The sequence below is a fragment of the Agromyces sp. MMS24-JH15 genome (assembly GCF_043518605.1).
Classification (GTDB): domain Bacteria; phylum Actinomycetota; class Actinomycetes; order Actinomycetales; family Microbacteriaceae; genus Agromyces.
In genome coordinates, this window is sequence record NZ_CP171358.1 from 3894901 (window position 1) to 3908662 (window position 13762).

Genomic DNA, 13762 nt, shown 5'->3' on the forward strand with positions numbered 1-13762 from the left:
GGCCGATCCGATGACGTTGCGCCCCTGGGCGAGCGTCAGGCCCCACTCGGCGGCGGGGGCGCGGCGCCGAACCCGAGGAAGCTGAGTCCGGCGGCGATGATGATGTTCGTGCCCGCGCTGATCGTGGCGAGCACCACGACCGGCCCGACGGCGTTGGGCACGACGTGCCGCACGGTCGCGACGATCGGGCGCACGCCGAACCCCTTCGCGGCCTCGACGTACAGCGCGGTCTGCACGACCCGCGCACGCGAGCGCAGCAGGCGCGCGAACCCGGGCGCGGAACCGACGCCGATCGCGATCGCGGCGTTCGCCGGCCCCGGCCCCAGGACGGCGATCACGAGCAGCGCGAGCAGGATCTCCGGGAAGGCGAGCCCGATGTCGGTGACCCGCATGAGCAGGTCGTCGAGCAGGCGCGGTCCGAGCAGCGCCGCGCCGGCGATGACGAGGCCGAGCGCGAGCCCGACGACGGTCGCCCCGATGCCGATCGCCAGCGACGGCCCGGTGCCGTGCACGAGCCGCGCGAACAGGTCGCGTCCGAGTTCGTCGGTCCCGAGCGGATGTCCCGGGCTCGGCGGTCGCAGCACCGCGGAGATGTCCGTGCGGGCCGGGTCGGTCGCGGTGAACACGCCGGGCGCGACCGCGGCCGCCGCGGCGGTCGCGAGCACGAGGATCGCCGCCGCGGTGCCGATCCTGGAGGCGGGCCGGCCCCCGCGCGCACGGACGCGCTCGAGGAGGTCGGTCATCCGGTCACCGCCGCGGTCCGCTCGGGCGAGCGTGTCCGACGCGACGTCGCCCCGGGGGCGTGGGCGCCCGGCCGGCCGCCTCGGAGCCGCGGGTCGACGATCGGGGCGAGCGACTCGACGACGGTCGTCGCGACCGCGAAGCCGATCGCGGAGACCAGGACGATGCCGGTGATCACCGGCACGTCCCGGGTGACGACGGCGTCGACCAGGGCCCGGCCGAGGCCGGCCCGCGCGAAGACGGTCTCGATGAGCACGGCGCCGCCGACGAATCCGGCGACGGCCCAGCCCGCGAGGGTCATCGCCGGGATGGTCGCGTGCCGCAGGCCGTGCCGCACGACCGCAGCGGTGCGCGAACGGCCGCGCGCCCGCACGGTGGCCCAGAACGGGCGCGCCTCCGCGTCCTCGAGGGATCGCAGCATGACCTGCCCGAGCACGCACCCGATCGGCAGGCCGAGGGTCACGGCGGGCAGTACGAGGGCGGCGGGCGACCCCGAACCGGTCGCGGGCAGGAGGCGAAGCTGGAACGAGAACACCCCGAGCAGCACGAGCCCGACCCAGAAGGCGGGCGTCGAGCTGCCGACGAGCGCGATCCCCGACACGATCCGGCGCCCGGAGGGGCGCGCCGCCCCGCCGAGCACCGTGATGGCCAGGGCGATCACGGCGACGACCACGGTCGCGGCCGCCGCGAGCTCGAGCGTCGGCGGCAGCTTCTCTGCGAGGAGCTCCGCGACGGGCCGGCCGAGCCGGTAGGAGCGGCCGAGGTCGAGCACCGCGAGGCGCCCGAGGAAGGCGACGTACCTGACGGCGAGCGGCTGGTCGAGCCCGAGGTCCTCGCGGATGGTCTCGCGCAGCTGCGGCGTGGCGCCGACGTTCGGGCCGAGCAGCGCGTCGACGGGGTCGCCGGGGAGCAGTTCGAGCGCGAGGAACGAGACGGTGGCCGCCGCCCACGCCACGGCGACGAGCGCGGCGAGGCGCCGGCCGCCCCAGCGCAGGAGGCGGCCGGCGCGGCTCATCCGAGCGGCGTCCATGCGTCGTAGAGGGCGGGCAGGACGGTGGTGCCGTACGCGAGCCCCTGGAGGTGCTCGGCGTGGGCGGTGAGCACGGGCGCGCCGTACGCGGGGATCCCGTAGACGCGGTCGATGATCAGTTCCTGCGCCTCGCGGTAGATCGGCTCGCGTGCGGCCGGGTCGGTCTCGCGGATGCCGTCGGCGAGCAGCGCGTCGAGCTCCGGGTCCGACGCGTGCGAGCCGTTCCCGCCGCCGTCGGCGAGCTGCTGGTCGGAGCCGTAGATCGTGCGAAGCACGTCGGGATCCGATCCGGACCAGGCGAACGCGACGACGTCGTACGCGCCCGTGTTGCGCACGTCGATGTAGGTGCCGTCGCCGATGGCGGTGATGACGAGCTCGATCCCGAGCGTGCGGAGCGCGTCCTGCACGGCGGTGTCGTAGGTGATCCGCTCGGGGCGCTGGTAGGTCGGGTCGTAGATGAGCTCGATGCGCAGCCGTTCGCCGTCCTTCACCAGGTAGCCGTCCGCGTCGCGCTCGGTGTAGCCGAGCTCGGCGAGCAGCGCCTCGGCGCCGTCCGGGTCGTAGCCCCAGGCGTCGCCGAGGTCGGGATGCGCGGCGACCGTCGCGGGGTTGAGCGGCGCGGTGGCGGGCGCGTACGCGCCCTGGAAGATCGCCTCGGTGATGGCGTCGAAGTCGACGCCCTCCTGGACCGCCCGTCGTGCCCGCTCGTCGTCGAACGGCGGGTGCGACGTGTTGAGGAAGTACGTGTACGGGATGCCCGTGGGGTCGGCGGTCTCGAGCACCACGCCGGGCGTGGCCTCGACGGCGGCCAGGTCGGTCGTGGCGACCTGGTCGATGAAGTCGACCTCGCCGCTCGTGAGCGCACCGAGGCGAACCGAGCTCTCGGTGAGGAACCGGTAGTCGACCTCGGCCAGGTGCGCGGGCCCGTCGTGGGCGGCGCCGTCGGGTGCCCAGTCGTAGTCGTCGTTCCGGGTGAAGCGGAATCCCTCGCCGTCGACGACGGAGTCGAAGACGAACGGACCGGTGCCGACCTGTGCGGCCCCGCCCTGGCAGAGGTCGTCGCCGTATTCGGCGATCGAGGCCGGCGAGTGGAAGCCCAGGTTCGTGCTGGCGACGGCCGAGAGGAACGGGCTGTACGGCGAATCGAGGTGCACCGCGACCGCGTGGTCGTCGAGGATCTCGGTCTCCCGGTACGGCGCGATGAGGGCGCCCGCGTACTGCGAGGCGGTCGCGGGGTCGACGATCCGGTCGAAGTTCTCCTTGACCGCCTCGGCGTCGAACGGCGTGCCGTCGTGGAACACGACGTCGTCGCGGAGCTGGAACGTGTAGGTGAGCCCGTCGGCGGAGACGTCCCACGAGGACGCGAGCCACGGCGAGAAGCTGCCGTCGGCGTTCTGGGCGACGAGCGAGTCGTAGACGTTCCGGAGGACGGCCGCGGTGATGCCGGCCGGGCTGACCTGCGGGTCGAAGCAGTCGATGACGGTGCCGAGCCCGATCGCGAGCGACCCGCCGTCGACGGGCTCGCCGCCGGCGGCGGCGTCTCCGTCCGGGGTCGCGCACGAGGTCGCGGCGAGCGCGACGCCGAGGGCGACGGCGGTGGCGGCCAGCGCGCGGCGGGCGGTGCGGCCCGGCGGGCGGGTGGATGACGCGGGCATGGGGATCCTCTCGAAGGGGGCGGACGAGGCCCAGTCTTCGGCGAGGCCGCACGGCCAGCCAGTTCCCGATTCATGCGGTGATCCCTGGTCACAGGCTGCGGGCGCCGGCTCCCACGAGGTCGGGCACGCGGTCGACGGCGAGCAGCGCACGGTCGCGTGCCGTCCGGGCGCGCTGGAGGATGACGAGTTCGCCGCCGCCGAGCCGGAGTGCCGACTGCCACGCGGTCGCCGGTTCGCCGTCGACCCGGTAGTGCACGTCGTGGTCGGTGAGCGCGTCCATGCTCTGGCAGGTCCACCAGTCCGACAGGTCGGGTGCCGCGCGATGGAGGGCGTCGTAGAGGCGCTGCAGGCGCGGATGCCCGCGGTGCACGGCCGTCTGCGAGCGGAAGTGCCCGAGGTGCCGACGCAGCACGTCGAGTCGGGCGTCGCCGAGGATCGCACCGCTGCGCGCGGGATCCGCGAGCAGGAGGATGAGGTTCCGTTCGTCGGCGGGCTGCTCGGCGGGGTCGCCCCAGACCCGCGTGAACGGGCCGTTCCAGGCGAGGAGGTCGAACCACGGATCGACTGCGAGGGCGGGGCCGTGGGTCCAGTCCTCGACGATGAAGGCCAGGGCCGCGGCATCCGCCTCGCTCCTCGGCCGCGTCGCGGGCGTCGCGTAGCCGCCGAGCGAGAGCAGGTAGTCGAAGGCGCCGTCGGAGAGCTGGAGCGCGCGTCCGATCGCGGCGAGCACCTGGCGGGATGCCGAGACGCGACCCTGCTCGAGCCAGGTGTACCAGGCGACCCCGACGCCCGCGATCGTCGCGAGCTCCTCGCGGCGCAGACCGGGCGTGCGCCGGCGCGCGGTCCGCGGGAGCCCGACGCGCTCGGGCGGCGTGTGCTCGCGGTGGGCGCGGAGGAAGTCGCCGAGCGCACGCGCCTCGGCCGTGATCTCGTCCGTCGCGGTGAGGGTCATCGGTCTTCCGTCCCTTCGTCGAACGCCGACGGCGGATGCCGCCCGGCCCGGTCGGCCGCGCGGCATCCGCCCGCATCCAGGTCGAGGTTCACTCGGCCTTCGGCAGTCCCGGCGGGTTGATCTCCGACTTCTCGACGCCCTCGCTGGTGAGTGCCCAGCGCTCGAGCACCTCGGCGTAGGTGCCGTCGTCGATGATCGACTGGAGCACGATCTGCACGGGCTCGATGAGGCCGTTGCCCTTGGCGGTTCCGGCGGCGATCGGCGCCGTCTCGGGCCATCCGCCGTTCAGGGTGCCGACGAGCTTGGTCTCGCCGGTGGTCGCCGCCTTGTACGCGGCGGTCGCGTTCGGGCCGAAGCTCGCGTCGGCGCGGCCGGACGTGAGGGCGAGGTCGCCCGCGGCCTGGTCGTCGAAGTAGAGCAGCTCGGCCGGCTCGTCGCCGGCGGCCTCGAGCTCCTCGTTCCAGGCGAGCAGGATCTTCTCCTGGTTCGTGCCGGAGCCGACGACGATCTTCAGGCCCGAGATGTCCTCGGAGCCGTCGATCTCCTCGATCTCGCTGTCGGCCTTCACGTAGAAGCCGAGCAGGTCCTGGCGGTAGCTGGCGAAGTCGTAGAGCTCCTTGCGCTCCTCGGTGACGGTGACGTTCGAGGCGATGAGGTCGTACTTGCCCGACTGGATGCCGAGCGGCCAGTCCGCCCAGTTGACCGCGACCGGGTTGTACTCGAGGCCGAGGCCGTCGGCGATGAGCGAGCCGAAGTCCGCCTCGGTACCGATCACGGTCTTGTCGTCGTCCGACGCGAGCACGCCGAGCGGCGCGGCGAACGGCGAGATCGCGACGGTCAGCTTGCCGGCCTCGATCGGCTGGAATCCGCTCGCCTCGAGGGCGTCGACGGCCTCCGCGACCGGGTCGATGTGCGGGCGGTCGGCAGCGTTCTGCGAGGTGAGGTCGAACTGCGAGGCTGCCTGGACCTGCTCCTCGGTCGACGCGGTGTCCTCGGCCGACGCCGAGGAGGTGTTCGAGCCGACGGCCCACCAGATGCCGCCGCCGACGAGCGCGAGCGCCGCGGCGCCCGCGACGATCACCCCGACCTGCTTCTTGTTGATTGCCATGAGGGACTCTCCTATGGTGTGTTCCGTCCGATAGCCGGGTCGGTTTCTCGGATCACCCGGCGCCGCATGGCCGTGCGGCGCCGGGTACGCTCCTCGCGAGGTGCGGTGGACGCGGTGCTAGAGCACCTTCGCGAGGAAGTCTCTGGTGCGCGGATGCCTCGGGTTGAGGAGCACCTGCGCGGGCGTGCCCTGCTCGACGATCTCGCCGTGGTCGAGGAACACGACCCGGTCGGCGACCTCGCGGGCGAACCCGATCTCGTGGGTGACGACGACGAGCGTCGTGCCGTCGCGGGCGAGCCCGCGGATCACGTCGAGCACCTCGCCGACGAGCTCGGGGTCGAGCGCGCTCGTCGGCTCGTCGAACAGCAGCACCTTGGGCGACAGCGCGAGCGCGCGGGCGATCGCGACGCGCTGCTGCTGGCCGCCCGACAACTGCCGCGGGTAGTGGTCGGCCTTGTCGGCGAGGCCGACGCGGGCGAGGAGGGCCTTCGCGAGCTCGCGCGCCTGGGCCTTCGTGTGCTGCCGCAGCGCGACCGGCGCCTCGACGACGTTCTCGATCGCGGTCAGGTGCGGGAACAGGTTGAAGTTCTGGAAGACCAGGCCGACCTGGGTGCGCCGCCGGAGGATCTCGGCCTCGCGGAGCTCGTGCAGCCGGTCGCCCTTCAGCTCGTACCCGATGTACTGGCCGTCGACGGTGATCGAGCCGCGGTCGACGGTCTCGAGGTGGTTGATGGTGCGCAGCAGGGTCGACTTGCCCGAGCCGGACGGCCCGATCAGCACGACGACCTCACCGGGCTCGATCGTGAGCGACACGTCGCGGAGCACGGGGTGCGGCCCGTACGACTTCGTGACGTCGGTGATCTCGACGCGGCCGACGGTCGCCGCGCGCCGCAGCGGCACGAACTGCTCGTCGAACGACGGCGCGAGGGCCGGCGCGCTGGTGGTGTTCGCGCCGCTCATGCGGCACCTCCGCTTCGGGTCTGGTCGGACTGGCGGCTGGACGCCCCCACGAGGGGTCCGGGTTCGGGTCCCACAGCCTCGGGCGGGGCATCCACCGGCTGCTCGTCGCCGAGGCGACGCCACTGCTCGGCGATCCAGCGGCGCGCCCGCTGGATCGGCGTCGGCGGGAGCTCGCGCAGCGCACCGCGCGCGAAGCGGCGCTCGACGTAGTACTGGGCGATCGACAGGACGGTCGTGATGATCGCGTACCAGACGACCGCGACGAGCAGCATCGGGATGACCCGCTGGTTGCGGTTGTAGATGACCTGGACCGTGTAGAAGAGCTCGGGCAGGGCGACGATGAACACCACCGAGGTGCCCTTCACGAGGCCGATGATCTCGTTGAACGCGTTCGGCACGATCGCGCGCGCCGCCTGCGGCAGCGTCACGCGGAAGAAGCGGATGCGCCGGGGCAGGCCGAGCGCCGCGGCCGCCTCGAGCTGGCCCTGGTCGACCGAGAGGATGCCCGCGCGGATGATCTCCGCCGAGTACGCGGCCTGGTGCAGCGACAGCCCGATGGTCGCGGCCGCGAACGCGCTGAGCAGCGTCGTCGTCGGGAACTCGACGAGCCAGAAGTCGGTCGTGAACGGGGTGCCGAGGCCGAGCGTCGGATACAGGTAGCCGAGGTTGTACCAGACGAGGATCTGCACGACGAGCGGCACGGAGCGGAAGAACCAGATGTACCACCACGCCGCGGCGTTGAGCAGCGGCGACTTCGAGAGGCGGAACACCGCGAGCACGGCGCCGAGCGCGAAGCCGATCGCGCCCGAGATGACCGTGAGCTGCAACGTCAGCACGAGCGACTCGAGCACCGAGGGCGCGAGGAAGTACTCGGCGAAGACGTCCCACTGCCACTTCGGGTTCGACGCGAGCGACCACAGGAACTGCAGGATCACGAATGCGACGAGGACCGACGCGACCCAGCGGCCCCAGTGCTTCACCGGCACGACCTTCGGGCCGTGCGCGATGGGCGACGAGGATGCCCCGTCGCGGGCGTCGACCGCGGCGCCCGCGCCGGTCGCCTCGGTCGGGGTCGGCTGGATCGTGCCCGCCTCGGTCGCGGACGCCCCGGTCGCGGCCGCCCCGGTCGTGCCCGCCTCGACGGCTGCCGCGCGTGCGTCGACCTGCGCCCCCGGGCGCGCGGACTCGACGGCTCCCGCGCGGCTCACGCCGGCACCTCCACGGTGACGAGCGACTTGGTGAACGCGTGGGCGGCGAGCTCCTCGCCGTAGCGGTCCGGGTCGAACTGCGGCGTGTAGCCGGCGGCCAGGTAGAGGCGGAACGCCTCGGGCTGCCGCGGCCCGGTCGTCAGGTAGACGTCGGTGTACCCGCGACGCAGCGCCTCGGCCTCGAGTTCCGCGACGACCCGACGGCCGAGTCCGCGTCCGCGGTGGCCGGGGTGCGTCCAGATGCGCTTCAGCTCCGCGGTCGTCGCGTCGTAGCGCTTGAACGCGCCGCCCGCGACGACCTCGCCGCCCTCGGCGAGCACCACGAACGCGCCGGACGGCGGCGCGAACTCGGCGGACGGGTACCGCTGCAGTTCGGCGCTCGCCGGCTCGCCGAAGATGTCGCCGTAGCGCTCGTCGTACTCGCGGGCGAGGTCGTCGATGAGCGGCTGGGCGATGACGTCGTCGGGATCGACGAATCGGACATCGAGTGCGGGCATCGGGCGCTCCTCTCAGGTCGGAAGACGGGTCCGCGGGGTCCTCCCGCGGTGGTTCGACCGACGATATGGAGCGGCCTCGCGGCTCTGCAACGGCCTGCTTCACGCGATGAGAGAAATCGTCACCTCGGGTCGCCGGCGGTACTCGGACGTCACGCGAGCGGGTTCGCCGGATGACCTCGGATGACATCGCGGAGGTCGACGGAGGTCGACGGGAGGCGTCGGCGCCGTCACGCGGCGACGCGGAGGGGGTGCTCCCGCCGGGATTCGAACCCGGACTGAGGCGAGTTTAAGTCGCCTGCCTCTGCCGTTGGGCTACGGGAGCGTGGGTCCACGCTATCGTCCGGGAACGCCGCAGGGGGCCGCATCCCATGGATGCGGCCCCCTGCAGGGTTCGTGGTCCCGTTCGCGCGCTACGCGGCGTTGACGGGCTCCTTCTCAGCGTCCTTCTTCGGCTCGGCCTTGGCCGGAGCGGGTGCCGGCGCCGACTCGGCCGCCGGCCTCGGGCGCGAGGCGAACGCCTCGAACGCGGCCCGCGGTTCCCGCGTCGCGGCGAGCGACACGAGGTCGCGACCGAGGAAGAAGTTGTTGATCCAGCCCCAGAACACGCGGAACTTGCGCTCCCAGCTGGGCATCGCGAGGCCGTGGTAGCCGCGGTGGGCGAACCACGCGATCAGGCCCTTCAGCGCGATTCCGCCGGACTGGAAGACGCCCTGGCCGATGCCGAGGCCGGCCACCGCGCCGAGGTTCTTGTGGACGTACTGCTTGGGCTCCTCGCCGCGGAGCACCGCGACGATGTTCTTCGCGAGGAGCTTGCCCTGGCGCACGGCGTGCTGCGCGTTCGGCACGCAGTAGCCGCCGACGCCGCCGCCCGAGAGATCGGGGACCGCGGCGATGTCGCCGGCCGCCCACGCGTCCGCGACGAAGCCGTCCTCGTCGCCCACGCGGAGGTCGGCGCGCGCCTGGATGCGGCCCCGCTCCTCGACGGGCAGGTCGCTCGTGCGGACGATGCCGGGGTTCGCCATGACGCCCGCGGTCCACACGATGAGGTCGGACTCGAAGGTCTCGCCCGTGGAGAGCTCGATGACGCCGTCGACCGCGCTCTTGAGCTGCGTGTCGAGGTGGACCTGCGCGCCGCGCTGGGCGAGGTGGTTGATCACCCAGTGGCTGGTCGGCAGCGACACCTCGGGCATGATGCGGCCCATCGCCTCGATGAGGTGGAAGTGCGTCTCCTCGAACGTGAGCTGCGGGTAGAACTCCAGCAGCGAGCTCGCGAACGAGCGGAGCTCGGCGAACGCCTCGATGCCCGCGAACCCGCCGCCGACGACGACGAAGGTCAGGAGGCGCTGGCGCTCGGGCCCGGGCGGGAGGGCCGCGGCCTTGTCGAAGTTGGTGAGCACGCGGTCGCGGATCGCGACGGCCTCCTCGATCGTCTTCAGGCCGATCGCGTTCTCGGCGACGCCGGGGATCGGGAAGGTGCGCGACACGGCGCCGCCGGTCACGACGACGACGTCGTACTCGAACTCCCACGGCTCGCCGAGCGCGGGCGTGATGGTCGCGGTCTTCGACGCGTGGTCGATGCGCGTGACCTTCGCGGTGATGACGTTCGTCTTCTTGAGGTGGCGGCGCTGCGCGACGACCGCGTGGCGCGGCTCGATCGAACCGGCGGCGACCTCGGGGAGGAACGGCTGGTACGTCATGTACGGCAGCGGGTCGACCACCGTCACCTCGGCCTCGCCGCGGCGCAGCCACTTCTCGAGCTTCCACGCGGTGTAGAAGCCCGCGTAGCCGCCACCGACGATCAGGATCTTGGGCACGGTGAAAACAACTCCTCGTCGTTCTGGGGATGAGGCTCAGCGATCGTGTGGTCGAGCGCTCCGCCTGATGTGCCTTGAAGCTCCGATGCCCAACAGCGCTGCAAGCGTACCAAATGCCGCTGTGAGGGAGAGCGGCACCGTCACGTAGGCGAGCGTCCACGGCGTCGGCAGCAGCGTCTTCGCGCTGTCCGATCGCGGCAGCGGCGGATCCTCGATCGGCACGACGGGCGCCGCGGTCTCCGGCGGCGCGGTCGATCCGGAGTCGGCCCGCCGGTGGACGCGGATCCACTCCTCGAGGCTGCCGAGCGGGTTCGCGGTCACGGCCGGCACGTCGGCGGTGAGCGCCTCGACCGGATCGATGAGGCCGTAGCCGTACAGCGGGCTCGGCAGCGGGTCGCCCTTGGGGTCGGCGGTGCGGATGACCCGGTTGATCACGTTCGCCGCGTCCAGGTCGGGGTATTTCGCGCGCACGAGCGCGACGAGCCCCGACACGATCGGCGCCGCGCCGCTCGTCCCGTTCCACTGCACGTAGCTGCCGTCGGGCATCACGCCGACGAGGTCCTCGCTCGGCGCGGCGACCGCGATCGTGATGCCCTGCGAACTGGCGTCGAACGACGCGTTCTGGTCGCGGTCGACGCCCGCGACGGTGAGGACCCCCGGGATCGTCGCCGGCGCGCCCACCTCGGTCGTGCCGCTGCCGCGGTTGCCCGCCGCCGCGACGACGACCACGTCGTGCTCGAACGCGTAGAGGAACGCGTCGTCCCAGCTCTCCGGCCAGTCGCGCGTGTTGCGCGTGAGCGACATGTTGATCACGGACGCGCCGTTGTCGACCGCCCAGCGGACCGCCTGCGCGATCTGGTCGTCGTTCGTCACGGTCGACCCCGTGTCCTCGCCGAACGCGACCGACACGCTGAGGATCGAGGCGTCCGGCGCGACGCCGATGACCCCGTTGCCCGGCGTGGTGCCCCGGCCCGCGAGCAGCGAGGCCACGAGCGTGCCGTGCTGCGACTCGGATCCGACCGGGGTCTGCCCGTCCGGCGAGCCGAGGCCCGAGACATCCGTGCCGCCGACCACGACCCCCTCGAGTTCCGCGACCGCGCCGTTCACGCCCGTGTCGATCACGGCGACCTTGACGCCGCCGCCGCGCGACGTGGTCCACGCGTCGGTGAAGCCGTACTCCGCGAGCCAGTACTCGAGGTCGCGCACGGTGTCCGCGCGCGCCGGCGCGATGCCGACGCCGAGCAGCACGGCCGATGCGAGCGCCGTCGCGGCCGCCCGCACCGCGACCCGGCGTGCGCGGCCGTCCCGACGACGGCGCTCGGTCACGCGGGGTCCACCCCGTAGTCGGGACACTGGCACACGTTCGGCGACCACGGCGAGCGCTCGAGCGCGATGTCGCCGATGGGGTTGGCGCCCGGCCCGGCGGCGAGCGCGTGCGCGGCGAGCGCGTGCAGGCACTTCACCCGCGACGGCATGCCGCCCGCCGAGACGCCCTCGATCTCGGGCACGACGCCGAAGGACTCCCGGTCGGCCAGGTAGTCGAGGTGGGCGCGCGCGTAGCCGGCCGCGACCGCGGGATCCTCCGCGAGCAGCAGGTTGCACTCGACCATCACCTGCGCCGCCTCGAGGAAGCTCATCGCGGCCGTCGCGACCGGGTGGCTCAGGTAGTAGAACGTCGGGAAGGGCGTGCCGTCGCCCAGTCGGGGCATGGTCGAGACGACCGTCGGGGCGCCGCACACGCACCTGGCGGCGATGCCGACCACGTCGCGGGCGGGACGGCCCAGCTGGGCCGAGACGATCGCGATGTCGCGCTCGGTGACCTCGTCGAACGGCGGGCGGGTCATCCGTCTCCTCCTGTGGTGGTGGGCTCGGCGGCGTCGGGCGCGAGGCCCGCGGTCATGACCGACCGCAACAGCGTGCGCATCCAGTCGCCCTCGCGCTCGGTGACCTCGGCGGAGACGCCGATCTCGGCCTGCTGCTTGGCCGCCTCGGTGCGGTCGTCGATGACGAGGTAGCTGACCTCGCCGGGGATCACGTAGTAGAGCCGCTCGCGGGCCTGCGTGATGATGAACGTCTCGTCGCTCCAGCGCTCGCGCTCAGCCTGGAGCCGTTGCACCTCGGCCTCCTGCTCGGAGACCTCGGCTCGGAGGGCGGCGATCTGCTGCCGCTGCGCGGCGTACGAGGCGATCGTGGGCGCGAGCACCACGACGCCGAGCAGGATCACCCCGAGCATGATCACGGTGAAGCCGGAGAACCGGATGCCGCTGAGCCAGCCCGCGCGTGCCGCGGCCGCGGCCCTGGCGGCCTGCAGCCGGCTCGCCGCGCGGTCGCGGCGGGATCCCGACGGGGGCGTGCGATCACGTGCCATCGCCCCTCCTCGTCTCTCCCGCAACGCCTCCGTTCGCGCCGCCCGGTCGTCTCGGACCGGCGATTCGCGCGGAGACGGCGGTGGCGGGGCGCCTCGACGCCCCGCCACCGCCGATCACGTCACGCCGTGAAACGGGGGAACGCCGAGCGACCCGCGAACACCGCGGCGTCGCCGAGCTCCTCTTCGATCCTCAGGAGCTGATTGTACTTGGCCACGCGCTCCGACCGGGCGGGCGCGCCCGACTTGATCTGACCCGCGTTCACCGCGACGACGAGGTCGGCGATCGTGGTGTCCTCGGTCTCACCCGAACGGTGGGAGAGCATCGCGGTGTAGCCCGAGCGGTGCGCGAGGCTCACGGCGTCGAGCGTCTCGGTGAGCGTGCCGATCTGGTTGACCTTCACGAGCAGCGAGTTCGCGACGCCGCGGCGGATGCCCTCGGCGAGGCGCGTGGGGTTGGTGACGAACAGGTCGTCGCCCACGAGCTGCACCTTCGAGCCGAGCGCCTCGGTGAGCGACTTCCAGTTGTCCCAGTCGTCCTCGGCGAGCGCGTCCTCGATCGTGACGATCGGGAAGTCGCGCACGAGGCCCTCGTAGTACCCGATGAGCTCCTCGGCCGACCAGTCCTTCTGGTCGAGGCGGTACACCCCGTCGTTGAAGAACTCGGTCGCCGCGACGTCGAGGCCGAGCGCGATGTCGGTGCCGGGCGTGAAGCCCGCCTTCTCGATCGCCTTCACCAGGAAGTCGAGGCCCTCGCGGTTGCTGGGCAGGTCGGGGGCGAAGCCGCCCTCGTCGCCGAGGCCGGTGGCGTACCCGGCGGCCTTCAGCTCGCCCTTGAGGGTGTGGTAGACCTCGACGCCCCAGCGCAGGGACTCGGAGTAGGTCTCGGCGCCGATCGGCGCGAGGAAGAACTCCTGCATGTCGATGCCGTTGTCGGCGTGCTCGCCGCCGTTGATGACGTTGAACAGCGGAACGGGCAGCACGTGCGCGTTCGGCCCGCCGAGGTAGCGGAAGAGCGGCAGGTCGGCCGAGTCGGCCGCGGCCTTCGCGACCGCGAGGCTCACGCCGAGGATGGCGTTCGCGCCGAGGCGGCTCTTGTTCTCGGTGCCGTCGGCCGCGATGAGCGCGGCGTCGACGAGGCGCTGGTCGGAGGCGTCGAGGTCCTCGATGGCCGGGCCGAGCTCGTCGAGCACGGAGTCGACGGCCTTCTGGACGCCCTTGCCGAGGTACCGGCCCTTGTCCCCGTCGCGCAGTTCGTACGCCTCGAACGCGCCGGTCGATGCGCCCGAGGGCACGGCGGCGCGCGCCAGCGACCCGTCGTCGAGGAGCACCTCCACCTCGACGGTGGGGTTGCCGCGAGAATCCAGGATCTCGCGGGCGCCGACTGCTTCGATGAATGCCACAGTGAACTCCTCTGTGATGGGATGTGGTT

At 72.6% G+C, this 13762-nt stretch carries 13 protein-coding genes and 1 tRNA gene; all 14 read right to left on the reverse strand.

Annotation, left to right across the window (positions count from 1 at the left end; all coding sequences use genetic code 11):
- Positions 1-35: 35 nt before the first annotated feature.
- A complete protein-coding gene (locus ACDF64_RS17765; RefSeq protein ID WP_394552672.1) occupies positions 36-743 on the reverse strand; it encodes an ABC transporter permease in 708 nt (235 codons plus the stop codon).
- Complete coding sequence (locus ACDF64_RS17770; protein WP_394552673.1) at positions 740-1756, reverse strand: ABC transporter permease; 1017 nt, start codon at positions 1754-1756, stop codon at positions 740-742. The genes ACDF64_RS17765 and ACDF64_RS17770 overlap by 4 nt, the downstream gene beginning before the upstream one ends.
- A complete protein-coding gene (locus ACDF64_RS17775) occupies positions 1753-3426 on the reverse strand; it encodes an ABC transporter substrate-binding protein (RefSeq protein ID WP_394552674.1) in 1674 nt (557 codons plus the stop codon). Before ACDF64_RS17775 ends, ACDF64_RS17770 begins: the two co-directional genes overlap by 4 nt.
- 88 nt (positions 3427-3514) lie before the next feature.
- Positions 3515-4378, reverse strand: a complete 864-nt coding sequence (locus ACDF64_RS17780; RefSeq protein WP_394552675.1) for a helix-turn-helix domain-containing protein — start codon at positions 4376-4378, stop codon at positions 3515-3517.
- Between the two features lie 88 nt (positions 4379-4466).
- Positions 4467-5486 (reverse strand): ABC transporter substrate-binding protein, encoded by a 1020-nt coding sequence (locus tag ACDF64_RS17785; RefSeq protein WP_394552676.1) that lies wholly within the window; start codon positions 5484-5486, stop codon positions 4467-4469.
- A gap of 117 nt (positions 5487-5603) precedes the next feature.
- Complete coding sequence (locus ACDF64_RS17790; RefSeq protein ID WP_394552677.1) at positions 5604-6446, reverse strand: amino acid ABC transporter ATP-binding protein; 843 nt, start codon at positions 6444-6446, stop codon at positions 5604-5606.
- Positions 6443-7654, reverse strand: coding sequence for an amino acid ABC transporter permease (locus ACDF64_RS17795; protein ID WP_394552678.1), 1212 nt, complete (start codon positions 7652-7654; stop codon positions 6443-6445). The genes ACDF64_RS17790 and ACDF64_RS17795 overlap by 4 nt, the downstream gene beginning before the upstream one ends.
- Positions 7651-8151 carry a GNAT family N-acetyltransferase gene (locus ACDF64_RS17800; protein ID WP_394552679.1) on the reverse strand — a complete coding sequence of 167 codons (501 nt, stop codon included), beginning with the start codon at positions 8149-8151 and terminating at the stop codon, positions 7651-7653. The genes ACDF64_RS17795 and ACDF64_RS17800 overlap by 4 nt, the downstream gene beginning before the upstream one ends.
- 249 nt (positions 8152-8400) lie before the next feature.
- Positions 8401-8473, reverse strand: a tRNA-Leu gene (locus tag ACDF64_RS17805).
- An 88-nt stretch (positions 8474-8561) separates the two neighbouring features.
- On the reverse strand, positions 8562-9965 hold the full coding sequence (locus ACDF64_RS17810) for an NAD(P)/FAD-dependent oxidoreductase (RefSeq protein WP_394552680.1): 1404 nt from the start codon (positions 9963-9965) through the stop codon (positions 8562-8564).
- A gap of 36 nt (positions 9966-10001) precedes the next feature.
- A complete protein-coding gene (locus tag ACDF64_RS17815) occupies positions 10002-11291 on the reverse strand; it encodes a S8 family serine peptidase (protein WP_394552681.1) in 1290 nt (429 codons plus the stop codon).
- Positions 11288-11809, reverse strand: a complete 522-nt coding sequence (locus ACDF64_RS17820; RefSeq protein WP_394552682.1) for a DUF501 domain-containing protein — start codon at positions 11807-11809, stop codon at positions 11288-11290. Before ACDF64_RS17820 ends, ACDF64_RS17815 begins: the two co-directional genes overlap by 4 nt.
- Complete coding sequence (locus tag ACDF64_RS17825; RefSeq protein WP_394552683.1) at positions 11806-12333, reverse strand: septum formation initiator family protein; 528 nt, start codon at positions 12331-12333, stop codon at positions 11806-11808. The genes ACDF64_RS17820 and ACDF64_RS17825 overlap by 4 nt, the downstream gene beginning before the upstream one ends.
- Before the next feature lie 119 nt (positions 12334-12452).
- On the reverse strand, positions 12453-13733 hold the full coding sequence (eno, locus tag ACDF64_RS17830) for a phosphopyruvate hydratase (protein ID WP_394552684.1): 1281 nt from the start codon (positions 13731-13733) through the stop codon (positions 12453-12455).
- Positions 13734-13762: the final 29 nt, after the last annotated feature.

What these genes read in the sequence shown, in the direction of transcription:
- ACDF64_RS17825 (WP_394552683.1), bottom strand. Translation starts at nt 12,333, where the DNA reads ATGGCACGTGATCGCACGCCCCCGTCGGGATCCCGCCGCGACCGCGCG.
- ACDF64_RS17800 (WP_394552679.1), bottom strand. Translation starts at nt 8,151, where the DNA reads ATGCCCGCACTCGATGTCCGATTCGTCGATCCCGACGACGTCATCGCC.
- ACDF64_RS17765 (WP_394552672.1), bottom strand. Translation starts at nt 743, where the DNA reads ATGACCGACCTCCTCGAGCGCGTCCGTGCGCGCGGGGGCCGGCCCGCC.
- ACDF64_RS17780 (WP_394552675.1), bottom strand. Translation starts at nt 4,378, where the DNA reads ATGACCCTCACCGCGACGGACGAGATCACGGCCGAGGCGCGTGCGCTC.
- ACDF64_RS17820 (WP_394552682.1), bottom strand. Translation starts at nt 11,809, where the DNA reads ATGACCCGCCCGCCGTTCGACGAGGTCACCGAGCGCGACATCGCGATC.
- ACDF64_RS17775 (WP_394552674.1), bottom strand. Translation starts at nt 3,426, where the DNA reads ATGCCCGCGTCATCCACCCGCCCGCCGGGCCGCACCGCCCGCCGCGCG.
- ACDF64_RS17785 (WP_394552676.1), bottom strand. Translation starts at nt 5,486, where the DNA reads ATGGCAATCAACAAGAAGCAGGTCGGGGTGATCGTCGCGGGCGCCGCG.
- ACDF64_RS17770 (WP_394552673.1), bottom strand. Translation starts at nt 1,756, where the DNA reads ATGAGCCGCGCCGGCCGCCTCCTGCGCTGGGGCGGCCGGCGCCTCGCC.
- ACDF64_RS17790 (WP_394552677.1), bottom strand. Translation starts at nt 6,446, where the DNA reads ATGAGCGGCGCGAACACCACCAGCGCGCCGGCCCTCGCGCCGTCGTTC.